We start from the raw sequence: 24372 nt of genomic DNA, 5'->3' as shown, positions 1-24372 counted from the left end.
CTTCCTTGGGTGGATGCAATTCCGGACGGAAAACCGCTTCACACTTTTCCTGGAATTGCATCAGAACGCCTGCCTGACCCAGGTCTCATCGAACAGCAACCGGTAGGCCCAGGGGATCGTCACCTCGGTGGAAACCGGGTTCGAGTGGGCGAAATAGTCGTCATAGATGGGCTTCATCCTGACATAGAAGGCGGGATCCAGCACCATCATGCCGTTCTCTGAATCGTGGAAGAAACTGCGGTTGTTGAGGTTGACCGAGGAGATGGCGACCAGCCTTTCGTCGATCATCATGATCTTGGAATGCAGCACTACGTCGGGCGCCTTGAACTCGCGGATGTCGATGCGGTCGCCATATTTCTCGACGAACAGCTTGTTGAGCGCGGTGAGGAACTTGCCGCCGATATCGCCCTTGAGATCGATGCGGCCGACAATGTCGATCTTGACGCCGCGTGCGAGCGCCCGGTCAAAGGCCTGGGCGAGGCTCGGTGTCAGATTGAGATAGGGATTGACGATCTGGATATGGTGCTGGGCGGCGTCGACCAGCTCGACGAAATAGCCTTCCAGCGCATGGTCGTCCTCGTAGGGCACGGAAATGAAGTGCCGGGCGTTACCCAAGGGGCGGCCATCGGCGCGAACCGGGATGGAGAAGGGGCGCGCCAGATTGGTGTCGGCGTCGCGCAGCCATATTGTCGACAGATGTGCGGCGAGCGTCTCGACCGTCGGCCTGTCGGCGAACTCGATGTCGAAGTCGCTCCAGTTCGAATAGTAGTTCAGCGAAAAGCCGTCGGTCTTGCCGTATTGCTGCAGGTCCGGATAGCGCGACAGATCGATCGGCTGGTGGAACAGGAAGCCGTCATGGATGTTGCGGCCGCCGATGATGACGCGCGAGCGCGCGGGATCCTGCGCCAGCGTCGCCAGCATCTTGATATGATGGGTCTTGTGCAGTTGCGATATCTGCTCGTCGATCGGCGCGCCATGATCGGCGCGCCAGCGGTATTCCTGCAACTGGACATTGGGGAACTCGGCCGCCAGCCGGTGCAGCATGGCGTCGTCCTTGTCGCGCTCCAGCACATCGGTGACCATGATGCGCACCTCGGTGCCAAGGGCCGCATGATGGCGGATCAGCCGTTCGATGATGCGGCCGGAAAAGTCCGCCTTGAATTCCAGCGAGGACAGATAGATCAGCTTCAGCCTTGGCGCCCGGGAGAAATCGAGCGGCAGTTCCGGGTCGCCCTTGTCTATTGCCGCATCGGACAGCGGCGCGCCCATCAGCGCCTCGACCTTGGCGTTGAAGCCCTCGCGCGACTTGCGCAGGAGCCTGGGCGCGCCGATCGGCATGGCGCAGGTCTGCGACAGCCAGCGGCTGGCATAGAAGGCGCGCTCAAGCGCATCGAGGCCGGCGCCGTCGGGAACCGGGCAACGCTGGTAGCGGCTGTCGAAGCTGGCGAGTGCCGGATCGGCGGTCTCTTCGCGCCGGATGGTTAGCGGAGCGCCTGCCGGGTCAAGGCTGGAACGGATCCTCGCCGTGCAGCGGCTCAGGCTGTCGCCGGGAAACAGGCTGACCGCATCGTTCTCGCCCGACAGGCGAAAGCGGAATGTTGTGCCGGCGGCGATGGTGCGGGACGCTCCGGCGGCCCGGATCGCCAATGCGCCGTCGCAGGTGCCCTCGATGTCGGCAGGCTGCCTGCCGGCCTGGCGCACGACGATCTCGGTGCTGCGTGCCTGCAGGCCGGAGAAATCGAAAGTCTTGGGTGCCGAGGCGCGCGCGGCCGCATCGATGTAGAGCGTCTGCCGCGAGACCCGCCAGCGTGCGGCGAAATGGCCCTCGCCGCTGCCGCCACCGGCTGGGGGCAGATGCGCCTTGGCGACCGGTCCGGCCAGCTGCTGCAGCGTCGAATAGGTCGCCTGGAAGTTGCTATTTTGGACATCGCGGCGGTCGCGCCCAAAAGGGCCGGTGCCGTTGGCCCGATCCATGGCGCCAAGCTGGTTGTGGGCGAGCAGTGCCAGGAACCGTCTTTCATAGTCGTTGGTGCCGGTATCGCCAAAATACTGCGACGCTGCCACCTGCGGCCCGGGCGTGCTGGCCGACAGCGAGGGCCGTGTGCAGGCCTGCTGGCCAGGCAGGAGGTCGCAGGCATCGCGGCTTGCGCCGGCGCAGCCGGCAAGGGCGATGAGCACCAGTCCGAACACGGCAGGGATGGCGGATGCGCGGCGGTTCACCCGGTGGCCCCGGCCTTCATGGCGCTCAACTGCGCCGGGTCGCGCGGCGGCATGAAGCCTTGCGGAAAAACCTTGCAGACCGGGATGGCGAAAGTGGCGATCAGCAGTTCCGCCTCGCCTCGCATTTTTCGCGGCGCCGTCTTGTCATCGCGGATTGCCCTGGCCGAGGCGACAAGCGCGCCGTCGCAGTCGCAATGATTGTGGCGGGCGATGTAGCAGGCGTCATGGGTCTGGCACACCGCATCGAGGCGGTCGACCGGCCGGGCCGACAGATCGCCGGTGCGGGTGCCGGGGCCGCAGTAATTGCCGATGACGAAAGGCGAGGGGCGGGCCATGGCGTAGCGGATCGGTTTGGGCAATTCGGCTTCCGGCACCTTCGCCCACGGATTGGCGCATGCGGAAACCAAAAGCAGCGGCAGGATGGCAAGAACGGCTCGCATTTTTATCCGCGCCAGCTTTCTGAACGATTTTCCCCACCCGGTGGCCCTGCCTCGTGGCCGGCGACCGCATGCCTGATGCCACACTGGCCGGTTTTATGGCAAGGAAAAGGCGGCGTGTTTCACCTTGCCGTGTTATCGTCGCGGCGGCATAGCTGCCTTTGTCAGGGCACAAATCTCGTCATGGTATCCAGCGAGCACCAGTGATGCGTATCGGCTTTCCGGCCATGGCTATCGCGTTGCTGTTCTGCGCCTCGGCGGCCAATGCCGCCGACAAGACCGTCCACGACCACGACAACGGGTTCTCGCTGACCTTTCCGGAGGAATGGACCAACGAGCCGCCTTCCGGCGAGACGATGCGTCTGAAGGTAAAATCCGGCGACCAGGGCCTTACCTGCCGGGTATCGGTCGGCCGCTACGACCCGCGGGCGTCCGGTTCGCCGGCCGATCCCAAGGCATTCATGGAAACGGACTGGTCAGTGGAAGCCTGGCAGGAGATGGTCGGAGCCGCCTTCGCCTCTGCCGTTTTCAGCAGCGACAAGCTGATACGGTTCCCGGATGGCTATCCGGCACGCATGGCCGACATGGATTTCCGGATCGACGACGGCAACGCCGGTTTCCCTGGCCATGCCAAGGTCGTGCTTTCGATCCGCGGTATGCGCTTCGGCCTCGTGACGTGTGGGCTCACAGGCGACACGGTCGAGCAAACCAAGCAGAAATGGGCACCGCTGGCCGATGAGGCCGAACGGGTGGCGGGCTCATTCATTCTCGATGGCCCCTGACGGCGCTTCCACGGCGTTCATCGTTTCAGGGAAACGCCGAGCCGCTGCGGATTTCTGATTTGACGCAATTCCCCAGGGAAAGCGCTACGCGCTTTTCCCGGGAAAACCGTTTCACGCTTTCCCTGGAATTGTTTCACAGGAAGAGGCTTCTTTCCCGCTCAACCGCCTTGGTGATGAAGCTGGCGACAATCTGGATGCGGCGCAGCGGCCTGACCGATTCGTGATAGACCAGCCAGTAGGCGCGGCGGATGGGCGCTACCACGTCGACCGCGACCAGTTCCGGCATCGAACGCGCGACGAAGGTGTGCAGGATGCCGATGCCGGCGCCCGCGCGCACCGCTTCGGCCTGGCCGAGCGCGGAGGAAATGGCGAAGCTGGTGCGCCAGTCGGTGCTGAACTCGGCCGCGTAGTCGAGCGATGGGCTGACGATAAGATCCGGAACATAACCGATGAGCGTGTGCTGGCCGAGTTCGGCGGCGGTCTTGGGCAGACCATTGGCATCGGCATAGGTCCGCGACGCAAACAGGCCGAGCGAATAGTCGACCAGCTTTCCGGCCACCAGCCGGCCTTCCGTCGGCCGCTCGACGGTGATGGCGATATCGGCCTCGCGCCGGGACAGGGAGAAGGAGCGCGGCACCGGCACGAGCTGGATCGTCAGCTCGCGATGCAGTGCGGTCAGTTCGCCGAGACGCCTGGCCAGGAAGGCGACGCCGAAGCCGTCGGGTGCTCCGATGCGCACCGTGCCCGAAACGTCGTCCTCGCCGGCAATGGTCGAACGCGCGGCGATCATGTCGCCCTCCATGCGCTCGGCAATATCGAGGAAGCGCTCGCCGGCGGGCGTCAGTTCGCTGCCGGTGGTCAGCCGGCGAAAGAGTTTCGTACGCAGCGCGTCTTCGAGCGCGGCGATGCGGCGCGACACGGTGGCGTGGTTGAGCTCCAGCCGCCTGGCGGCGCCAAGGATCTGGCCGGCGCGGGCGACGGCGAGGAAGATGCGGACGTCATCCCAGTTCATGGGAATCCCCCAGGAGATATGTTGTGGCCGCTATTTGCGAGAATTGATGCGCGCTCGTCAATCGATATCTAATTTTCGCACAACGGTTGCGTTCTCCCTCGCGTTGCCTTCGACCCCGCAAAGGCGGACAATGCAGCATCACAAACCCAGGGAGAGAAATCATGATCGAATACGGTCATTTCATCGGCGGCAAGCGTGTCGCCGGCACCAGCGGCCGCAAGCAAGATGTCATGCAGCCGATGGATGGTTCCGTGCGCGGCACGGTGGCGCTGGCCTCGCAGGCGGAACTGCGCGCGGCGGTAGAGAATGCCAAGGCGGCGCAACCGAAATGGGCCGCCACCAACCCGCAGCGCCGCGTGCGCGTACTGATGAAATTCCTCGAACTGGTCGCCCGCGACTATGACGAACTGGCCGACATACTGGCGCGCGAGCACGGCAAGACGATCGCCGACGCCAAGGGCGACATCCAGCGCGGCCTCGAAGTGGTGGAGGTCTGCATCGGCGCCCCGCATATGATGAAGGGCGAGTTCACCGACGGCGCCGGTCCCGGCATCGATGTCTACTCAATGCGCCAGCCGCTCGGCGTCGTCGCCGGCATCACGCCGTTCAACTTCCCGGCGATGATCCCGCTGTGGAAGATCGCGCCTGCGATTGCATGCGGCAATGCCTTCATCCTGAAGCCGTCCGAGCGTGACCCGGGCGTGCCGATCCGCATCGCCGAATTGTTCCTCGAGGCTGGCCTGCCGGCAGGCATCCTCAACGTCGTCAACGGCGACAAGGAAGTCGTTGACGCCATCCTCGACGATCCCGACATCAAGGCCGTCGGCTTCGTCGGCTCGACGCCGATCGCCCACTACATCTATTCGCGCGGCACGGCCGCCGGCAAGCGCGTGCAGTGCTTCGGCGGCGCCAAGAATCACATGATCATCATGCCCGACGCCGACATGGACCAGACCGTCGACGCGCTGATCGGCGCCGGCTACGGCTCGGCCGGCGAACGCTGCATGGCGATCTCGGTGGCGGTTCCGGTCGGCAACGACACCGCCAACCGGCTGATGGAGAAGCTGGTTCCGCGTGTCGAGAGCCTGAAGGTCGGCCCGTCGACGGATTCGGCCGCCGATTTCGGCCCGCTGGTGACGGCGCAGGCGCTGGAGCGCGTGAAGGGTTACGTCGACACCGGCGTCAAGGAAGGCGCCAAGCTGGTCGTCGACGGCCGCGGCTTCAAGATGCAGGGCTACGAGAACGGCTACTATATGGGCGGCTGCCTGTTCGACAACGTCACGGCAGACATGCGCATCTACAAGGAAGAGATCTTCGGGCCGGTGCTCTCGGTGGTGCGCGCCCCGACCTATGAGAGCGCGATCAAGCTCGCCAACGACCACGAAATGGGCAATGGCGTCGCCATCTTCACCCGCGACGGCGACGCCGCGCGTGACTTCGCAAGCCGTGTCCAGGTCGGCATGGTCGGCGTCAACGTGCCGATCCCGGTGCCGATCGCCTATTACACGTTCGGCGGCTGGAAGGCGTCTTCCTTCGGCGACCTCAATCAGCATGGTGCCGATGCCTTCCGTTTCTACACCAAGACCAAGACGGTGACCTCGCGCTGGCCGTCCGGCATCAAGGACGGTGCCGAGTTCGTCATCCCGACGATGAACTAGCCGGACGGTTTTTCGTTTGCGCGTCCTCGCCTTCGGCTCCGGGGCGCGCGGCGGGCATCAAGGACGGTGCGGAGTTCGTCATCCCGACGATGAACTAGCCGGACGGTTTTTTGTTTGCGCGTCCTCGCCTTCGGCTGCGGGGCGCGCGGCGGGCATCAAGGACGGTGTGGAATTCGTCATCCCGACGATGAACTAAGTCCGATATCTGTTTCACGATCAGGGCGCGGCTTTTGTCGTGCCCTTTTCTTTTGCATGACGTCACACCGTTGGAATCGTGCCGCCGTCGATGACGTATTCGGCGCCGTGGATTGCCGCAGCGCGGTCCGAGACAAGAAATGCCACAAGTTCCGCGACCTCTTGCGGCCATGCCGGCCGGCCGATCGGGATGCCGCCCAGCGCATCCATGATGCCCTGGCGGGCGGTTGCCTCATCCGAGCCCGAGTGGGATGCCAGCCGCTTCACCATGGCTTCCGATGCGCTGGTGTGGATCCAGCCCGGCGCCACGCTGTTGACCCGGATGCCCTTCGGGCCAAGTTCCTTGGACAGCGCCTTGCTGTAGGTTGAAAGGGCTGCCTTGGCCGCCGCATAGGCGATGGTGGATTCGTGCAGCGGCAGGCGGCGCTGGATCGACGATATGTGGATGATCACGCCTGCGCCCTGCTCGATCATGCCGGGAATCAGCAAGCGATCGAGCCGCACCGCCGCCAGCAGATTGAGGCTGAGTTCGTCCTGCCAGAGCTGATCGGTCAGTCCGGCAAATCCGCCGCCGGGGCTTTTCGAACCGCCGACGCTGTGTACGACGATGTCGATGCCACCAAGCTGCTTCATTATGGCCGCGGCCACTGTCTCGGTACCCGCCAAAGTGCTCACATCGGCCTGCACGAACAGCTCTTGCGATGATGCTTCGGTCGCTGAACGGGCAGTGGTGAGAACGATCGCGCCTGCCGCCGAAAGCCTGCGCACGATGGCTTCGCCGGCGCCCTTGGTGCCGCCGGTGACCAGAACGCGCTTGCCGGCAAATTCCCGGTCGTCGAACGCAAATTTCTGGACGATGGTCATGCGCCGATCTCCAGCCGCGCGATCCGGTCGCCGGCCAGCGTGAAGACGTAGTGGAGCGTCGCGGGGCTGCCGGGGAAATTCCCTGACACGATGCCGGCGATCCGCCATGCATCGCCATGGACCGTCGCGTCGGCGACCTCGACGGTCACCCGGTATTTGCGTGTCGTCTCCTCCATCCAGCCGCGGATGGCGGCCGGACCCCGATGGGTTTTGCCTTCGTCCTTGACCGTGGCGTCCGACGCGAAGGGCGCCAGCATGGCGTCGATGTCATGCCTGTTCTTGGCGGCGAAATAGTTGGCCAGCGGCTGCGGAAGGTTTGCGGTCATGGTGTCGTCTCCGGTGCGGGTTGTCGCCGCCGGCGGAGGCCGGCGGCGCTTGTCCGGCTTCTAAAATGAGATATGCTGGTGAAATGACAAGAACCGACGAAAAAGTAAGGTACTTACCCGAAAGTAAGGTTGGACCCGAAAGCAAGTCCGAGACACTGACGCCGTTGTCGGCGGCGAGCGGCGTCGAGAATGTGCTGCGTATCCTCGAGGGCCGCTGGAAGCTGGTGATCCTGTTTCACCTGTTCGGCGGCAAGGTACTGCGCTTTTCCGACCTCGAACGGGCGATCCCGGCGATCTCGCAGAAAATGCTGATCCAGCAGCTGCGGCAGATGGAGAGCGACGGCATCGTGCGCCGTATCGTGCATCACCAGGTGCCGCCCAAGGTCGAGTACTGCCTGACCGATTGGGGCCAGGCCCTGTGCCCGGCCCTCGACGCCTTGTTGAAATGGGCGGCACTCCGCGACCCCGAGGAAGCTTGACGGGGGTCGTCGTCTGCATCGCGCCGCGAGCTCAGAAATGACGCTTGTTTTCGGATCGGGACCTCACCATATCGATTCCAGGGAATGATAAAGTTCCCTGACGACAGACCGGAAACCAGAAGGAGTGACGTGATGAAGACGTCGAACCCGGCCTGGAGCGTTCCGGTGTATTGAGGCTGCCCCATGTGCCTCCCTTTGCCGGAACGCCAAGGCGAAGGAGGTGCCAAATGGCACACAAATTTTCGTTTCGATGGATCAGGATAGCTGTGATCGGCGCCGCGCTGGCGCTGTCGACGCTATCGGCGCAGGCGCAGTTTATCTGCGGCGGCCGCAGCGACATCGTCGCGGGACTGGAGCGGGCCTTTCAACAGAAGCAGATCGGCTACGGTGTTGTCGGCCAAGCCGCCATTGTCGAGATCTATGTTTCGGCGAGCGGGACCTGGTCCATGCTGGTGACCGATGTGAAGGGCCGAAGCTGCATCTTCGCGACCGGTGATGGATGGGAGAACACCGCCATCGCCGCCGCGCAAGGGATCTGATCGCCCGTTCAGCGCGTCGCTGCCGTCTCGGCATGACCGCGCAGCAGCGCCATCAGCCGCTTGGCATCCTTGGCCGCGGCCTCCTCGTCGCCGTCCAGGATCGAGCGGATCAGCGCGACGTGATGCTCGGCTGACTCGGCCAGGCCCGTATCGGCCTTGTAGCGGAACCAGAAGCGTCGGCTGTGGGTCTGCAGGGGCGCTGCCAGCCGGGCGGCGAACGGGTTGTCGGCGGCCAGCGCCAGGGCTTCGTCGAGCGCCTTGTCGGCCTGGATGAAGGCAAGCACATTGCCTGAGATGACCGCCTTCTGCATGGCCAGCGCCGCCTCGTGAAACAGGTCGGCGGCCTCGCGGGTGACGAAGCGGGCGGCCGAGCGGGCAAGCACCACCTCGACGCCGCGCCGGGCGTCGAGAACGCGCAGCCAGTCGCCGGGATGCAGCGGCGCGATCGCGATGCCGGCGCGTGGCCTGACGTCGAGCAGCCCTTCCCAGGCCAGCCGCTGGATCGCCTCGCGCACCGGCGTGCGGCCGAGCGCCAGCCTTTCGATGAGCGCACCCTCGGTGACAAAGCTCGCCGGCGCCAGCTCCAATGTGACGATCATGTGCTCGAGCACGCGGTAGGCCTTGGTCGCGGCCGGCTCGGATGTCGATCCTGGTTCGATGGATATCAAAGGCGGTCTCCTGATATATCTAGAATATATCATAACAGATTCCGCATTGACAGCGGCTTTCTTAATAGATATACGACTGATATATCAGATGGAGAGATAGCTATGTGGACCGGAGTTTTCCCTGCAGTCACGACCAAGTTCACCGCCGACGATCGCCTTGATCACGCCGAGATGGAGCGCTGCTTCAACCTGCAGATGGAGGCCGGCTGCGACGGCATCATCGTCTGCGGCTCGCTCGGCGAAGGGCCGATGCTGTCGCATGACGAGAAGATCGAGGTGCTGAAGACCGCGCAGAAAGTCGCCGGCAAGAAGCCGGTGCTGCTGACGGTCAACGAGGCGGGTACCCGCGAGGCGGCCAGCATCGCCAAGCGCGCCGCCAAGGAAGGCGCCAACGGCCTCATGGTGGTGCCAAGCCCGATCTACCACACCAACGCGGAAGAGACGGTCGCGGCGCTGCGCGCCGTCGCCGAAGCCGGCGACCTGCCGGTCATGATCTATTCCAACCGGCTTGCCTACCGTGTCGACGTCACCGTCGATCAGATGGAGGAGCTGGCGTCGGACAAGCGCTTCGTCGCCATCAAGGAATCCTCCGACGACATCCGCCGCTCGACCGAGATCATCAACCGTCTGGGCAGCCGCTACGACCTGTTCACCGGTGTCGACAATCTGGCCTTCGAGGCGCTGTCGGTCGGCGCCATCGGCTGGGTGGCCGGCCTGGTCACCGCCTTCCCGCGCGAGACCGTCGCCATCTATCAGCTGATGAAGCAGGGCCGCCGCGAGGAGGCACTCGCAATCTACCGCTGGTTCCGGCCGCTGCTCGACCTCGACGTCTCGACCTATCTGGTGCAGAACATCAAGCTCGCGGAAGTCTTCGCCATCAACACCAACGACCGTGTGCGCATGCCGCGCCAGCCCCTGTCGGGCGAGCGCCGCAAGGCGGTCGAGAAGATCGTCAAGGACGCTCTGGCGGTTCGTCCGAAGCTGCCGCAGTTCTGAGGGCTTTCTTCTCCCTGTTCACCGGGAGAACATGGTCGCGGTCAGGGGAGAGGCAGCATCGACGTGCAGGGAAATTCCAAATCTCCAGACGGGGGGCGCCGCCCCTCATCGGCCCTTCGGGCACCTTCTCCCCGTGAACGGGGGGAAGGGGAAGACATCGCCATCATCGGCGGCGGCATCATCGGTATCTGCGCGGCGGCCTTCCTTGCCGAGGCGGGGCGAAACGTAACGGTCTTCGACCGAACCGGCATCTGCGAGGAAACGAGCTCCGGCAATGCCGCCGCCTTTGCCTTCTCCGACGTGCTGCCGCTGGCGCACAAGGGCATGATCAAGAATCTGCCGAAATGGCTGGCCGATCCGCTCGGCCCACTCAGCATTCCACCCGCCTACCTGCCGAAGCTGCTGCCTTGGCTGATCCGCTTCTGGCGCGCCGGCGCACCGGCGAAATACGAGGCCAGCCTCGCCGCCCAGGCCGGCATGATGAAGCTCGCCGAAGCGGAATGGATGGGCCTGCTCGATCGTTCCGGTACAAGGCGCATGCTGCGCGAGGACGGCTCGCTCGAATTCTATGAAAGCGAAGCCGAGTTCCGCGCCTCGTTGCCGGGCTGGGCGGCGCGCGAACGTTTCGGCATCGGCTTCCGCCATGTCGAGGGCGAAAGTCTGGCGGATCTGCAGCCGGGCCTTTCACCGCGCTTCATCAAGGGCACCTTCGTGCCGGGCTGGAAGACGGTCGCCGATCCCAAGCTGCTCGGCAAGGCGATATGGGCTTACGCCGAGGCCAAGGGTGCCCGCTTTGAAATGGCCCGCATCGACCGGGTGGCGACGGACCAGAATGGCGCGACGCTGACACTGGCCGACGGCACGAGCCGGCAAGCCAGGCAGCTCGTGGTCGCGGCCGGCGCCTGGTCGCATCTCTTGGCGCGGCAGCTCGGCGACCGCATCCCGCTGGAGACCGAGCGCGGCTACAATACGACCTTGCCGCGGAGCGCCTTCGACGTGAGGCGGCAACTGATCTTCTCAGGCCATGGCTTCGTCATCACGCCGCTCGAAACCGGCCTGCGCGTCGGCGGTGCGGTCGAACTCGGCGGTATCGAGCGGCCGCCCAATTTCAACCGGTCGAAGGCGCTGTTGCGGAAGGCGCAGCAATTCCTGCCGGGGCTCGACCCGTCCGGCGGCCGCGAATGGATGGGGTTCCGGCCCTCACTGCCGGATTCGGTGCCTGTCATCGGCAAGGCACCGGCAAGCCGGTCGGTTGTCTATGCTTTCGGCCATGGCCATCTCGGCCTGACCCAGGCGGCGGCGACCGGGCGGTTGATCCGGGAACTCGTCCTGGGGCAGACTCCGCCGGTTGATCTGGCCCCTTTCAGCCCACAACGGTTTTGATTTTCGAGGAGCGACATGGCCAAGAAATCCTTCTTCTGCATCGACGGCCACACTTGCGGCAATCCGGTGCGGCTGGTCGCCGGCGGCGGCCCGCTGCTTGCCGGCTCGACCATGATGGAAAGGCGCGCGCACTTCCTCGCTGAATATGACTGGATCCGCACCGGCCTGATGTTCGAGCCGCGCGGCCATGACGTGATGTCGGGTTCGATCCTCTATCCGCCGACGCGCGAGGATTGCGACATCGCGATCCTGTTCATCGAAACCTCCGGCTGCCTGCCGATGTGCGGCCACGGCACCATAGGCACGGTCACGATGGCGATCGAACACGGGCTGATCAAGCCGAAGACGCCAGGTGTGCTGAGGCTCGACACGCCAGCCGGCCTGGTCATCGCCGAATACAAACAGGTCGGCGAATATGTCGAAGAGGTGCGCATCACCAACGTACCGTCGTTCCTCCATGCCGAAGGCCTGACGGTCGAATGCCCCGGGCTCGGCGAGATCACCGTCGATGTCGCCTATGGCGGCAATTTCTACGCCATCGTGGAGCCGCAGAAGAACTTTCGCGACATGGCGGATTATTCGGCCGGCGACCTTATCGCCTGGAGCCCGGTGGTGCGGCAGCGGCTCAACGAGAAATACACCTTCGTGCATCCGGAAAACCCCGGCATCAACCGACTCTCGCACATGCTGTGGACGGGCGAGCCGACAGTGGAAGGGGCCGATGCCCGCAATGCCGTCTTCTACGGCGAAAAGGCGATCGATCGCTCACCGTGCGGCACCGGCACCTCGGCGCGCATGGCGCAGCTTCATGCCAAGGGCAAGCTGAAGGCCGGCGATGCCTTCGTGCATGAATCGATCATCGGTTCGCTGTTCAAGGGCAAGGTCGAAAAGGAGGTCACCGTGGCTGGCAAGCCGGCGATCATTCCCTCGATCGGAGGCTGGGCACGGATGACCGGACTGAACACGATCTTCATCGATGACCGCGATCCGTTCGCGCATGGTTTTGTTGTCAAGTAGGAGGAATCCTGCCCTTGCGGAAAGGTATGCGGCAAAAGAATGAACCCTGCCGGGAACGCAACGATTCGTCCCATCACCTAATTTTGACGGCAGTTTCTTCGAAACGGAGCGCATTATACGTCTGAATCATCAAGGACATTGCGTTATGCCAATGATAGGGTCCGCGATAGTCCAGGGTCGGGTGCAAAGAATGGGCGGTCGGAACGACGTGAATCGGAAACACGCGGGGCGATCAAAAAAATCACGTTGCAATCCGGGCTCGAAACTTTACGACTAGGGGAAATACGAAAAGGGATGCGTCTGCATGGGCGACATTCCAGGGGAGCCATGTACACATGCAGTACTTTGTCCAGCAGCTTATCAACGGGCTGACGCTGGGATCGATCTATGGGCTGATCGCGATCGGCTACACGATGGTCTACGGCATCATTGGCATGATCAACTTCGCCCATGGCGACATTTTCATGGTGGGCGCCTTCACGGCGCTGATCGTCTTCCTCATCCTCGGCGCGCTGTTTTATTCCGTGCCCGTGGTCATCGCGCTGCTGGTCATGATGATCGTGGCGATGCTGCTCACCAGCCTTTATAACTGGACGATCGAGAAGGTGGCCTACAGGCCGCTGCGCGGTTCGTTCCGGCTGGCGCCGCTGATCACAGCCATCGGCATGTCGATCGCGCTGTCGAACTTCGTCCAGGTCACGCAAGGCCCGCGCAACAAGCCGATCCCGCCGATGGTCAGCCAAGTCTACAACATCAACGGCGTCAGCGTGTCGCTCAAGCAGATCATCATCGTCGTCGTCACGGCGCTGCTTCTGGCGCTGTTCTGGTACCTGGTCAACAGGACCTCGCTTGGCCGCGCCCAGCGCGCCTGCGAGCAGGACCGCAAGATGGCCGCGCTGCTCGGCATCGATGTCGACCGGACAATCTCGATCACCTTCATCATGGGCGCGGCCCTTGCCGCCGTCGCCGGCACGCTGTTCCTGATGTATTACGGCGTCATCGCCTTCTCCGACGGCTTCGTCCCAGGGGTGAAGGCGTTCACCGCGGCGGTGCTTGGCGGCATCGGCTCGCTTCCCGGTGCCGTGCTCGGCGGGCTGCTGATCGGCTTCATCGAGAGCATGTGGTCGGCCTATTTCTCGATCGACTACAAGGACGTGGCGGCATTCTCGATCCTGGCCATCGTGCTGATCTTCCTGCCTTCCGGCATATTGGGCCGGCCAGAAGTCGAAAAGGTATGAGACCATGGCCGTGACCGTTTCTCCCGACCGCGACACCGTCGCCAACCCCTTTTCGCGCGCATTGCGCGAGGCGTTCTATGCCGGCGCCATCGCGCTTGGCCTGTTCGTGCTGTTCATCGGGCTCAGAACCGACCAGAACATGTCCAACGAACTGGTCGTCGTGCAGCGCTGGGGCCTGCTCGCCGCCGTGGTCATCGCGACCGCGGTCGGACGCTTCCTCTACGTCGCCTACGGCCAACCCTTCATGGCCAACCAGAAGGTCGCCAACGTAGCCACCGGCCTTTTGCCGGCCAGTGTGGCGTCGCGTTTCTTCACGCTGCCGGCCTTCATCGGGGCCATTGTCGCGGCGGTGCTGTTGTTCGTGTTCAACAGCTCGCTCGCCGGATGGGTGGGAGCGGAACCGGCCGGCTACCTGCAATTCCTGCGCGCCCTGGCGGTGATCTATGCGCTGGCCTGCGTGATCTACTATTTCCGTGGCTTCATCCATGCCAACTTCACCAAGCTAGGCATTGCCGCGCTGGTGCTCTATCCGATTCTTGTCGTCGTCGTGCTGTCGCTCATGTCGTGGTCTGTCGCCACCGGGCTGCAGGGCTCGCTGAAATGGGTCGACAATTTCGGCATCCAGATCCTGATCTATGTGATGCTGGCCTGGGGACTGAACATCGTCGTCGGCCTCGCCGGCCTGCTCGACCTCGGCTACGTCGCCTTCTACGCAGTCGGCGCCTACGCCTACGCGCTTCTCGCCACCCATTTCGGCCTGTCGTTCTGGATCCTGCTGCCGGCCGCGGGCGCCATGGCGGCGCTGTGGGGGGTGCTGCTCGGCTTCCCCGTGCTGCGCCTGCGCGGCGACTACCTGGCGATCGTGACGCTGGCCTTCGGTGAGATCATCCGCCTGGTGCTGATCAACTGGCGCGACGTGACCAACGGCTCGGCCGGCATCTCAGGCATTCCGAAAGTCACCTTCTTCGGCCTGATGACCTTCAACGTTTCGGACCCCAACTACATTGCCAAGGTTCTGCACCTCGCGACCTCGAGCGCCTACTACAAGATCTTCCTCTACTACCTGATCCTGGGGCTGGCGCTGCTCACCGCCTTCGTCACGATCCGGCTGCGGCGCATGCCAGTCGGCCGTGCATGGGAAGCGCTGCGCGAGGACGAGATCGCCTGCCGCTCGCTCGGCATCAACACGACGACGACCAAGCTGACGGCGTTTGCCACCGGCGCCATGTTCGGCGGGTTCGCCGGCTCGTTCTTCGCCGCGCGGCAGGGTTTCGTCAGCCCCGAATCCTTCGTCTTCCTGGAATCGGCCATCATCCTGGCCATCGTCGTGCTCGGCGGCATGGGGTCGCTGGTCGGCATCGCGGTCGCCGCGATGGTGATGATCGGGGGCACCGAGGCGCTGCGCGAACTCGACTTCCTCAAGCAGGTCTTCGGGCCTGATTTCACGCCGGAACTCTACCGCATGCTTCTGTTCGGCATGGCCATGGTCATCGTCATGCTGTGGAAGCCGCGCGGTTTCGTCGGCAGTCGTGAACCAACCGCCTTCCTCAAGGAGCGAAGAGCTGTCTCAAGCTCCTTCACCAAGGAGGGCCACGGCTGATGAATGCGACCACGCAAATGAAAGAATCCATCCTGCAGGTCGATCATCTGTCGATGAAGTTCGGCGGCCTGGTCGCCATCGGCGACCTGTCCTTCACCGCCAGGCGCGGCGAGATCACGGCGCTGATCGGCCCCAACGGCGCCGGCAAGACCACCGTGTTCAACTGCATCACCGGCTTCTACAAGCCGTCGGAAGGCATGATCACGCTCAACCGTGCCGACGGTTCGAGCTATCTGCTCGAACGGTTGCCCAACCATGAGATCCCGGCGCGCGCCAAGGTGGCGCGTACCTTCCAGAACATCCGCCTGTTCTCGGGCATGACGCTGCTGGAGAACCTTTTGGTAGCCCAGCACAACAAGCTGATGAAGGCATCGGGCTATACGATCCTGGGTCTGTTCGGCTTCAGCGGCTACCGCAAGGCCTCGGCTGAATCGGTGGACCTGGCCAGGCACTGGCTCGAGAAGGCCGATCTCGTCGACCGGGCCGACGATCCGGCCGGCGACCTGCCCTATGGCGCGCAGCGGCGTCTCGAGATCGCGCGTGCCATGTGCACCGGGCCCGAGCTTCTGTGCCTCGACGAGCCGGCGGCCGGCCTCAATCCGAAGGAATCGGCTGCACTCAACGAACTCTTGATGGACATCAAGCATACGACCGGCACCTCAATCCTCCTGATCGAGCACGACATGTCGGTGGTCATGCAGATTTCCGACCACGTCGTGGTGCTGGAATACGGCCGCAAGATCTCCGACGGCAATCCGCAGTCGGTGCGCACCGATCCGCGCGTCATCGCCGCCTATCTCGGCGTCGACGACGAGGAGGTCGAGACCGTGCTGACCGAGGTCGGCGATGAGGACGTCATTGAACAGCTCGACATCGGGCCGGATGCCGCGCATGGCCCGGGGACATCGTCGTCCTACCTGGCAGGACCGGTGACCGACACCGTCGGACACAGCGATGGCGAGCGCGTTACTGTGTCGAAGGGCGCCTCGAAAGCGGCGCAGGTCGATGCCCGCGCGGCCACCGTGGCGAGCAAACCCGTCGGGACACCATCAAGGCCGGCCGCGAAGGTCGGAGCGGCGAAGGCCGCACCGAAGAAAACCGCCACCAAGGCGCCCGCGGCAAAGGCCGAAGGCGTTTCGAACCGCCTCGCCGCTCCTCGTGGCGGCAAGGCGGACAATCTGACCCGCATCAAGGGCATCGGCACGGTCAACGAGAAGAAGCTCAACGAACACGGCATCTTCCACTTCGACCAGATCGGCGCCTGGAAGAAGGCCGATGTCGAGGCGGCCGAAGCCTATCTCGCCTTCGACGGGCGCATCGCGCGCGAGGAGTGGGTCAAGCAGGCCAAGCTGCTCGGTCAGGGCAAGGATACGGAATTCTCGCGCCGTGTCGACGCGGGCAAGGTGGCGACCAGCCATGCTTCGGCAAAGAGTGCCAGTGCGGCATCGAAGACCGCAAGTGCGGCTTCGGGGAAGGCTGCGGCCAAACCTGTGTCGAGCAAGCGTGGAGGGGGCAAATAATGGCCGGGACAAGGCTGCTCGATATCAAGGGCGTTGAGACCTACTACGGCAACATCCGGGCGCTGAACGGCGTCGATGTCTCCGTCAACGAGGGCGAGATCGTGGCGCTGATCGGCGCCAACGGCGCCGGCAAGTCGACGCTGATGATGACCATTTTCGGGGCTCCGCGCGCCCGCACGGGCACCATCACCTTCGCCGGCACCGACATCACCCAATTGCCGACGCACGAAATCGCGCGCATGCGCATCGCGCAATCACCCGAAGGCCGGCGCATCTTCCCGCGCATGACGGTGATGGAAAACCTGCAGATGGGCGCCAGCCTCGACAACCTCAAGCACTATGACGAGGACGTCGAGAAGGTGTTCACGCTGTTCCCTCGGCTGAAGGAGCGCATCGCCCAGCGCGGCGGCACGCTGTCGGGCGGCGAGCAGCAAATGCTGTCGATCGGACGCGCGCTGATGGCGCGGCCGAAACTGCTTCTGCTCGACGAGCCGTCGCTGGGGCTGGCGCCGCTGATCGTCAAGCAGATCTTCGATGCCATCCGCGAATTGAACCGCACGCAAGGGCTGACCGTGTTCCTGGTCGAGCAGAACGCCTTCGGCGCGCTGAAGCTCGCCACGCGCGGCTATGTCATGGTCAACGGCAATGTGACGATGAGCGGCACCGGCAAGGAACTGCTCGCCAATCCGGAAGTGCGCGCCGCCTATCTCGAAGGCGGACATCACTGAGTTCAGGAGTCCTCACCATGCAAGGCATTCTCTACGAAGAACCGTCAATCTGGCAGTTCTTCTTCGTCACCTGCCTGCTCGGCGGCTGGGCAGCCTGGATGACCGGCAAGGCCAGCGCCCAGACATGGCGCAGCTTCATCCAGCTGTTCGCTTATCTGATCGGGCTCGGCATCGGCATCCGCTTCATCCACCATGCGCTGTTCAACGGCACGATGTTCTCGCTGCATTACTATATCGTCGACACCATCGTACTGATGATACTGGGCTTCGTCGGCTATCAATACACACGAACCAACCAGATGGTCACACAGTATAATTGGCTCTACGAAAGAGCTTCAATCTTGAGCTGGAAACCCAAAGGTTGAGGCTCATCATTAACGCCGCGTCAGGGATGAATCGGCGTGACAAGTGCCTGAAAATCGGCAAACTATGCTTTCTGCGATAAGGGTGGGCATCGCATGAAAGCTTCATCCACGCCCACTCCGTTAATGGGAGCGTTTAAATGAAAAAGTCACTTTTGTCCGCCGTGGCCCTGACCGCGCTCGTCGCGTTCGGCGGCAACGCGTGGGCTGATGTAATGTTCGGCGTTGCCGGCCCGATCACCGGCCCGAACGCGGCGTTCGGCGCACAGCTGCAGAAGGGCGCCGAGGCGGCCGTCGCCGAGATCAATGCCAAGGGCGGCATCAACGGCGAGCAGATCAAGCTCGAAGTCGGCGACGACGTCTCCGATCCGAAGCAGGGCATCTCGGTCGCCAACAAGTTCGTCGGCGACGGCGTCAAGTTCGTGGTCGGCCACTTCAACTCGGGCGTGTCGATCCCGGCCTCGGAAGTCTACGCTGAAAACAACATCGTCGAAGTCACGCCGGCCGCGACCAATCCGAAGTTCACCGAGCGTGGCCTGTGGAACGTGTTCCGTACCTGCGGACGCGACGACCAGCAGGGCGGCATCGCCGGCGCCTATATCGCCGCGAATTTCAAGGATGCCAAGGTCGCCGTCGTGCACGACAAGACGCCTTACGGCCAGGGCCTTGCCGATGAAACCAAGAAGGCGATGAATGCCGCCGGCGTCACGGAAGTGATGTATGAAGGCGTCAATGTCGGCGACAAGGACTTCTCGGCGCTGATCGCCAAGATGAAGGAAGCCGGCGTCACCCTGATCTACTGGGGCGGCCTGCACACCGAAGCCGGCCTGATCATCCGCCAGTCGGCGGACCAGGGCCTCAAGGCAACGCTGATGTCGGGTGACGGCATCGTCACCGACGAACTTGCCGCGATCGCGGGCGACGCTGTCGCCGGCACGCTCAACACGTTCGGTCCCGACCCGCGCCTGATCCCTGCCAACAAGGAACTCGTCGAGAAGTTCCGCGCGCAGGGCTTCGAGCCCGAAGCCTACACGCTCTACGCCTATGCCGCCGTGCAGGCGATCGCCGAGGCGGCCACCAACGCCAAGTCGAACGACCCGCAGGCTGTTGCCAAGGCACTGCATGAAAACGGACCGTACCCGACCGTTCTGGGCGATCTCGCCTATGACGCCAAGGGCGACCCGAAGCTGCCGGGCTACATCATGTACGAGTGGAAGAAGAAGGACGACGGAAAGTATTCCTGGTTCCCGAAATAAGCTGCTCCAGCAGGTCTGATATCCATGATGCCCGGCGCGTTGCGCCGGGCATTTTCTTTGGCGTTCCGCGGCGGCCGATGACCTTCTTCCTGGCCGGGCAAGAGCGCATCCAGGATTGGAATTGTCGCCCTTGTTCCGCCGGTTCGGGCCAAGGCGTGCGAGTGTTGGCCGGATAATTGATTTAAATCGGTTTAAAGCAGTATTGATTTTGTTTGCACTGCAGCATTTTCACGCTAATCATTGCACCGATTTCCCGTCCCTTCCGCTGCTGGAGCCCAGTCCTTGGCAATCACGAAGATCCTCGTCGCCAACCGGTCAGAAATCGCCATCCGCGTCTTTCGCGCGGCCAACGAACTGGGCCTCAAAACCGTGGCGATCTGGGCCGAGGAAGACAAATATTCGCTGCACCGCTTCAAGGCCGACGAAAGCTACCAGGTCGGGCGCGGCCCGCATCTCAACAAGGACATGGGGCCGATCGAGAGTTATCTGTCGATCGAGGAAGTGATCCGCGTCGCCAGGCTTTCAGGCGCCGATGCCATCCATCCGGGCTACGGGCTGCTGTCCGAAAGCCCCGAATTCGCCGAAGCCTGCGCGCAAGCCGGCATCACCTTCATCGGCCCGAAGCCGGACACGATGCGCCGCCTTGGCAACAAGGTCGCGGCGCGCAACCTCGCCATCGAGGTCGGCGTGCCGGTGATCCCAGCCACGGACCCGTTGCCGGACGATATGGAGGTGGTCAAGACACTGGCCAAGGAGATTGGCTATCCGGTGATGCTGAAGGCCTCTTGGGGCGGCGGTGGACGCGGCATGCGCGCCATCCGGTCCGAGGCCGATCTGGCCCGCGAAGTCACGGAAGGCAAGCGCGAGGCCAAGGCCGCCTTCGGCAAGGACGAGGTCTATCTCGAAAAGCTGATCGAGCGCGCCCGCCATGTCGAGGTGCAGGTGCTTGGCGACACGCACGGCAATGTCGTGCACCTGTTCGAGCGCGACTGCTCGATCCAGCGCCGCAACCAGAAGGTCGTCGAACGTGCGCCCGCTCCCTATCTCGAAATGTCGCAGCGCGAGGAGCTTTGCGGCCATGCGCTGAAGATCGCGCGCGAAACCAGTTATATAGGTGCCGGCACGGTCGAGTTCCTGCAGGATGCCGATACCGGAAAATTCTATTTCATCGAGGTCAATCCGCGCATCCAGGTCGAGCATACCGTCACCGAGCAGGTGACCGGCATCGACATCGTCAAGGCGCAGATCCATATCCTCGACGGCTTCGCCATCGGCACGCCGCAGTCGGGCGTGCCGGCGCAGAGGGACATCAGGCTGAATGGCCATGCCTTGCAGTGCCGCATCACCACCGAGGATCCCGAGCACAATTTCATTCCGGACTATGGCCGCATCACCGCCTATCGCGGCGCCACCGGCTTCGGCATCCGCCTCGATGGCGGCACCGCCTATTCAGGCGCGGTCATCACCCGCTTCTACGATCCGCTGCTGGAAAAGGTGACGGCGTGGGCGCCAACACCGGCCGAGACGATTGCCCGCATGAACCGCGCGCTGCGCGAATTCCGCATCCGCGGCGTCGCCACCAACCTCACCTTCCTCGAAGCGATCATCAACCACCCGAGCTTCGCGGACAATTCCTATACGACCAAGTTCATCGACACGACGCCGGAACTGTTCCAACAGGTCAAGCGCCAGGACCGCGCGACCAAGCTGCTCAACTACCTGGCCGATGTCAGCGTCAATGGCCATCCCGAGACGCGCGGCCGGCCGATGCCGAAGGCCGATGCGGCCGCACCGGTCGTGCCCTACCTCAACGGCAATGTGCCCGGCGGCAGCAAGCAGAAGCTCGACGTGCTCGGGCCGGAGAAATTCGCCGCCTGGATGCGCGAACAGAAAGAGGTTCTGGTCACCGACACGACGATGCGTGACGGCCACCAGTCGCTGCTGGCCACGCGCGTGCGCACACACGACATCGCCGGCATCGCCGGCACCTATGCACGCGCCCTGCCGCAGCTTCTGTCGCTCGAATGCTGGGGCGGTGCGACCTTCGACGTCGCCATGCGCTTTCTCACCGAGGATCCGTGGGAGCGGCTCTCGCTGGTGCGCGAGGCGGCCCCCAATTTGTTGCTGCAGATGCTGCTGCGCGGCGCCAACGGCGTCGGCTACACCAACTATCCCGACAATGTCGTGCAGCATTTCGTCAAGCAGGCGGCGAGCGGCGGTATCGATCTGTTCCGCGTCTTCGATTGCTTGAACTGGGTCGAGAACATGCGCGTCGCCATGGACGCCGTCGGCGCCGAGGGCAAGCTGATCGAAGCGGCGATGTGCTACACCGGCGATATTCTCGACCCGGCGCGGGCCAAGTACGATCTGAAATATTATGTCGGGCTGGCGAGCGAACTGCAGGCCGCCGGCGCCCACATCATCGCCGTCAAGGACATGGCCGGGCTGCTGAAGCCGGCGGCGGCGCGCGTGCTGTTCAAGGCGCTGCGCGAGGCGACCGACCTGCCGATCCATTTCCACACCCATGACACGTCGGGCCTGTCGGCGGCGACCGTGCTGGCGGCGGTGGAGAGCGGCGTCGACGCCATCGACGCGGCGATGGACGCTTTCTCCGGCAACACATCGCAGCCTTGCCTGGGGTCGATCGTCGAGGCGCTGAAGGGCACCGAACGTGACCCGGGCCTCGACCCGCAATGGATCCGCAAGATCTCGTTCTATTGGGAAGCGGTGCGCAACCAGTACGCCGCTTTCGAAAGCGACCTGAAAGGGCCTGCTTCGGAAGTCTACCTGCACGAAATGCCGGGTGGACAGTTCACCAATCTCAAGGAACAGGCGCGCTCGCTCGGGCTGGAGACGCGCTGGCACGAGGTGGCGCAGACCTATCATGACGTCAACCTGATGTTCGGCGACATCGTCAAGGTGACGCCGTCGTCCAAGGTCGTCGGCGACATGGCGCTGATGATGGTGAGCCAGGACCTGACTGTCGCCGATGTCGAGAATCCGGGCAGGGACATCGCCTTTCCGGACTCGGTCGTCTCGATGCTGCGCGGCGATCTCGGCCAATCGCCGGGCGGCTGGCCGGCGGCGCTACAGAAGAAGGCGCTGAAGGGCGACAAGCCGATCACGGCGCGGCCCGGATCGCTGCTCAAGCCGGCCGACCTCCAGGCCAACCGCAAGGAAATCGAGGAGAAGCTCGAGCGCAAACTCTCGGAATACGAGTTCGCCTCATGGCTGATGTATCCGAAGGTGTTCACCGACTTTGCCAGTGCGCAAGAGACCTACGGCCCGGTCAGCGTCCTGCCGACGCCGACCTATTTCTACGGCATGAAGTCCGAAGACGAGATCTTCATCGACATCGAGAAAGGCAAGACGCTGGTCGTGCGTTGCCTCGCCATCGGCGATGTCGACGAGAAGGGCATGGTCACCGTGTTCTTCGAACTCAACGGCCAGCCGCGTCGCGTGAAGGTGCCTGACCGGGCGCATGGCGCTTCCGCCGCCAAGGCCCGCCGCAAGGCCGAGCCGGGCAACGAGGCACATGTCGGCGCGCCGATGCCGGGCGTGGTCTCCGCCCTTTCCGTCACGACCGGCCAGGCGGTGAAGGCGGGTGACGTGCTGCTCTCCATCGAAGCCATGAAGATGGAGACGGCTCTGCATGCAGAGCGCGACGGTACCGTCGCCGAGGTGCTGGTCAAGGCCGGCGACCAGATCGATGCCAAGGATCTGCTGATCGCCTTCAACTGAAAGCGCGGGCAGGCTGTCGGCTTCTGTCGGCAGCCCTTGGTGAGCTGTTCGATAACGGCTTGACCCGCCGCGCCCGGTCGGGCATCGAACCGCTGAAATTCGCTGCCGGCAACTTTGCGAGTCGCGGCGCAGAAACAATCCTTGGAGAAGAACATGGCCGACGATATCACCGAGACCAGCCAGACTGTTGCCGCCGGCCAGCTGCGTGCCCTCATCGAGCGCATCGAGCGGCTCGAGGAAGAAAAGAAGACGATCGCCGACGACATCAAGGAAGTGTTCGCCGAGGCCAAGGGCACCGGCTTCGACACCAAGGCGATACGCACCATCATCCGTCTGCGCAAGAAGGACCAGGCCGAACGCCAGGAAGAGGACGCCATCCTCGATCTGTACATGGCCGCGCTCGGCATGGAGTAGGACCAGAGCGTTCTCCGTTTCACGCAAACGGCGAACTGCCCTATCTCTTTGTTGACGCAATTCCCAAGGGAAAGCGTTTCACACATTTCCTGGAATTGCTTTGACCGCCCGGTGCCCGATACGGTTGCGGGAGATACGGTTTGAACCATGAGCGAATTCGACTTCGGCGGCCGTCGCGCCTCGGAATTCCGCCATCGCGGTTTCTGGACGCTGTTCGCTGAGCGGCATCCGGAAGAAAGAGCCCGGCTGGCACGGCGCGGACCCTGGTTCTGGCAGCGCGGGTTGCCTGACTTCGCCCTGGTCATCTCCATGTATGTCGCGCCGGCGCAGAACCATGTCGGCGTCTTCTTCGGCCGCAACGAGAAGTTCGGCGCGACGCAAAGCTGGTCGCGCCTGAAGCCGTTCCAGCCAGAGATAGAGGACCGGCTCAAGCTCCGGCCGGAACAAAGCTGCGAGGGCCTCGGCATCAATTCGATGTGGCGGGTCAATTGCTTTGCCGAGGATAACTGGCCGGCGATGACCGACTGGCTGGTGACCGAATGCTCGCGTGTCGAGCGCGCCGTCACCGAAGTGCTCGGGCAGGGGTAGGGCGCCGGTGTCCCGGGAAGGCGTCAGGTCCTTCTTCCGCTCGCGTTGGCTTGGCTTGGCGCCGATCGATCGGCTGTTCTGGCGCGACATGCTGCTGGTCGGGACGGGGATCAGCATCGCATCGTCCGTGGCAGCGCTGATCCTGCTTGGGCTGAAGATGCCGCTCGGCCTCGTGCTGGCGGTGCATTTCGCACCGGTGCCCTACAACATCTTTCTCACCATCGCGGTCTGGCGGACGGCCGAGACATCAGGCGCCAAGGCATTGTTGATGATGCTGGGCTCGGCGCTCTGGCTCATCGCGACCGTTGTCGTCTGAGGCGATAGTCAGTTGAGCGCGTACGAAAAAGGG

General features: G+C 63.6%; 23 protein-coding genes. 17 read left to right on the top strand and 6 right to left on the bottom strand.

Going from position 1 to position 24372, the window contains the following annotated elements; genetic code table 11:
• Positions 1-60: 60 nt before the first annotated feature.
• Both FJ977_RS32965 and FJ977_RS32960 read right to left on the bottom strand, forming a co-directional pair.
• Positions 61-2220: a phosphatidylserine/phosphatidylglycerophosphate/cardiolipin synthase family protein gene (locus FJ977_RS32965; RefSeq protein ID WP_140776578.1), complete on the bottom strand. Its 2160-nt coding sequence runs from the start codon at positions 2218-2220 to the stop codon at positions 61-63.
• Positions 2217-2660 carry a hypothetical protein gene (locus FJ977_RS32960; RefSeq protein WP_140776576.1) on the bottom strand — a complete coding sequence of 148 codons (444 nt, stop codon included), beginning with the start codon at positions 2658-2660 and terminating at the stop codon, positions 2217-2219. The genes FJ977_RS32965 and FJ977_RS32960 overlap by 4 nt, the downstream gene beginning before the upstream one ends.
• 203 nt (positions 2661-2863) lie before the next feature.
• Between FJ977_RS32960 and FJ977_RS32955 the strand changes: the two genes are divergently transcribed.
• Complete coding sequence (locus FJ977_RS32955) at positions 2864-3439, top strand: hypothetical protein (RefSeq protein WP_140776574.1); 576 nt, start codon at positions 2864-2866, stop codon at positions 3437-3439.
• Between the two features lie 133 nt (positions 3440-3572).
• On the opposite strand, the gene FJ977_RS32950 is transcribed toward FJ977_RS32955, so the two are convergent.
• Positions 3573-4451, bottom strand: a complete 879-nt coding sequence (locus FJ977_RS32950) for a LysR family transcriptional regulator (RefSeq protein WP_140776572.1) — start codon at positions 4449-4451, stop codon at positions 3573-3575.
• Positions 4452-4612: 161 nt separating this feature from the next.
• On the opposite strand from FJ977_RS32950, the gene FJ977_RS32945 reads away from it, so the two are divergent.
• Entirely contained in the window at positions 4613-6109 is a 1497-nt protein-coding gene (locus FJ977_RS32945; protein WP_140776570.1) for a CoA-acylating methylmalonate-semialdehyde dehydrogenase, read from the top strand.
• A 258-nt stretch (positions 6110-6367) separates the two neighbouring features.
• Here the strand turns inward: FJ977_RS32945 and FJ977_RS32940 are convergent, their stop codons facing one another.
• Together FJ977_RS32940 and FJ977_RS32935 are read right to left on the bottom strand one after the other, a co-directional pair.
• Entirely contained in the window at positions 6368-7168 is an 801-nt protein-coding gene (locus FJ977_RS32940; protein ID WP_140776568.1) for an SDR family oxidoreductase, read from the bottom strand.
• Positions 7165-7494 carry a nuclear transport factor 2 family protein gene (locus FJ977_RS32935; protein ID WP_140776566.1) on the bottom strand — a complete coding sequence of 110 codons (330 nt, stop codon included), beginning with the start codon at positions 7492-7494 and terminating at the stop codon, positions 7165-7167. Before FJ977_RS32935 ends, FJ977_RS32940 begins: the two co-directional genes overlap by 4 nt.
• A gap of 155 nt (positions 7495-7649) precedes the next feature.
• Between FJ977_RS32935 and FJ977_RS32930 the strand changes: the two genes are divergently transcribed.
• Together FJ977_RS32930 and FJ977_RS32925 are read left to right on the top strand one after the other, a co-directional pair.
• Positions 7650-7973, top strand: a complete 324-nt coding sequence (locus FJ977_RS32930) for a helix-turn-helix domain-containing protein (protein ID WP_181180148.1) — start codon at positions 7650-7652, stop codon at positions 7971-7973.
• A 227-nt stretch (positions 7974-8200) separates the two neighbouring features.
• The gene (locus tag FJ977_RS32925) at positions 8201-8512 is read left to right on the top strand and encodes a hypothetical protein (RefSeq protein ID WP_246683388.1); all 312 of its coding nucleotides are present in this window, start codon (positions 8201-8203) and stop codon (positions 8510-8512) included.
• Between the two features lie 8 nt (positions 8513-8520).
• Here FJ977_RS32925 and FJ977_RS32920 read toward each other — a convergent pair whose 3' ends face one another.
• Positions 8521-9213: a GntR family transcriptional regulator gene (locus tag FJ977_RS32920; RefSeq protein WP_140776562.1), complete on the bottom strand. Its 693-nt coding sequence runs from the start codon at positions 9211-9213 to the stop codon at positions 8521-8523.
• A gap of 69 nt (positions 9214-9282) precedes the next feature.
• Here FJ977_RS32920 and FJ977_RS32915 point away from each other — a divergent pair, with 69 nt between their 5' ends.
• The 13 genes from FJ977_RS32915 to FJ977_RS32855 all read left to right on the top strand — a co-directional run bounded on the left by FJ977_RS32915 (position 9283) and on the right by FJ977_RS32855 (position 24339).
• On the top strand, positions 9283-10176 hold the full coding sequence (locus tag FJ977_RS32915; protein ID WP_140776560.1) for a dihydrodipicolinate synthase family protein: 894 nt from the start codon (positions 9283-9285) through the stop codon (positions 10174-10176).
• Positions 10177-10239: 63 nt separating this feature from the next.
• Entirely contained in the window at positions 10240-11559 is a 1320-nt protein-coding gene (locus tag FJ977_RS32910; protein ID WP_181180141.1) for an FAD-binding oxidoreductase, read from the top strand.
• Positions 11560-11574: 15 nt separating this feature from the next.
• The gene (locus FJ977_RS32905) at positions 11575-12576 is read left to right on the top strand and encodes a 4-hydroxyproline epimerase (RefSeq protein WP_140776558.1); all 1002 of its coding nucleotides are present in this window, start codon (positions 11575-11577) and stop codon (positions 12574-12576) included.
• 335 nt (positions 12577-12911) lie between these two features.
• On the top strand, positions 12912-13814 hold the full coding sequence (locus tag FJ977_RS32900) for a branched-chain amino acid ABC transporter permease LivH (RefSeq protein WP_140776556.1): 903 nt from the start codon (positions 12912-12914) through the stop codon (positions 13812-13814).
• A 4-nt stretch (positions 13815-13818) separates the two neighbouring features.
• Positions 13819-15414: a high-affinity branched-chain amino acid ABC transporter permease LivM gene (livM, locus tag FJ977_RS32895; protein WP_140776554.1), complete on the top strand. Its 1596-nt coding sequence runs from the start codon at positions 13819-13821 to the stop codon at positions 15412-15414.
• Positions 15414-16934: an ATP-binding cassette domain-containing protein gene (locus FJ977_RS32890; RefSeq protein WP_140776552.1), complete on the top strand. Its 1521-nt coding sequence runs from the start codon at positions 15414-15416 to the stop codon at positions 16932-16934. Before livM ends, FJ977_RS32890 begins: the two co-directional genes overlap by 1 nt.
• Positions 16934-17662: an ABC transporter ATP-binding protein gene (locus FJ977_RS32885; protein ID WP_140776550.1), complete on the top strand. Its 729-nt coding sequence runs from the start codon at positions 16934-16936 to the stop codon at positions 17660-17662. The genes FJ977_RS32890 and FJ977_RS32885 overlap by 1 nt, the downstream gene beginning before the upstream one ends.
• 17 nt (positions 17663-17679) lie before the next feature.
• Entirely contained in the window at positions 17680-18027 is a 348-nt protein-coding gene (locus FJ977_RS32880) for a DUF6867 family protein (RefSeq protein WP_140776548.1), read from the top strand.
• Between the two features lie 137 nt (positions 18028-18164).
• The gene (locus tag FJ977_RS32875) at positions 18165-19280 is read left to right on the top strand and encodes a branched-chain amino acid ABC transporter substrate-binding protein (protein ID WP_140776546.1); all 1116 of its coding nucleotides are present in this window, start codon (positions 18165-18167) and stop codon (positions 19278-19280) included.
• 282 nt (positions 19281-19562) lie between these two features.
• Positions 19563-23021 (top strand): pyruvate carboxylase, encoded by a 3459-nt coding sequence (pyc, locus tag FJ977_RS32870; RefSeq protein WP_140776544.1) that lies wholly within the window; start codon positions 19563-19565, stop codon positions 23019-23021.
• 153 nt (positions 23022-23174) lie between these two features.
• Positions 23175-23435: a DUF2312 domain-containing protein gene (locus FJ977_RS32865; RefSeq protein WP_027053014.1), complete on the top strand. Its 261-nt coding sequence runs from the start codon at positions 23175-23177 to the stop codon at positions 23433-23435.
• Positions 23436-23582: 147 nt separating this feature from the next.
• Positions 23583-24023, top strand: a complete 441-nt coding sequence (locus tag FJ977_RS32860; RefSeq protein WP_140776542.1) for a hypothetical protein — start codon at positions 23583-23585, stop codon at positions 24021-24023.
• A 7-nt stretch (positions 24024-24030) separates the two neighbouring features.
• Positions 24031-24339, top strand: coding sequence for a hypothetical protein (locus tag FJ977_RS32855; RefSeq protein WP_140776540.1), 309 nt, complete (start codon positions 24031-24033; stop codon positions 24337-24339).
• Positions 24340-24372 lie beyond the last annotated feature (33 nt).

Origin of the sequence: Mesorhizobium sp. B2-1-3A, assembly GCF_006442655.1 — a bacterium.
Classification (GTDB): Bacteria; Pseudomonadota; Alphaproteobacteria; order Rhizobiales; family Rhizobiaceae; genus Mesorhizobium.
The sequence above is the reverse complement of the archived record's forward strand: the minus strand, read 5'-3'. Positions and strand labels throughout refer to the sequence as shown.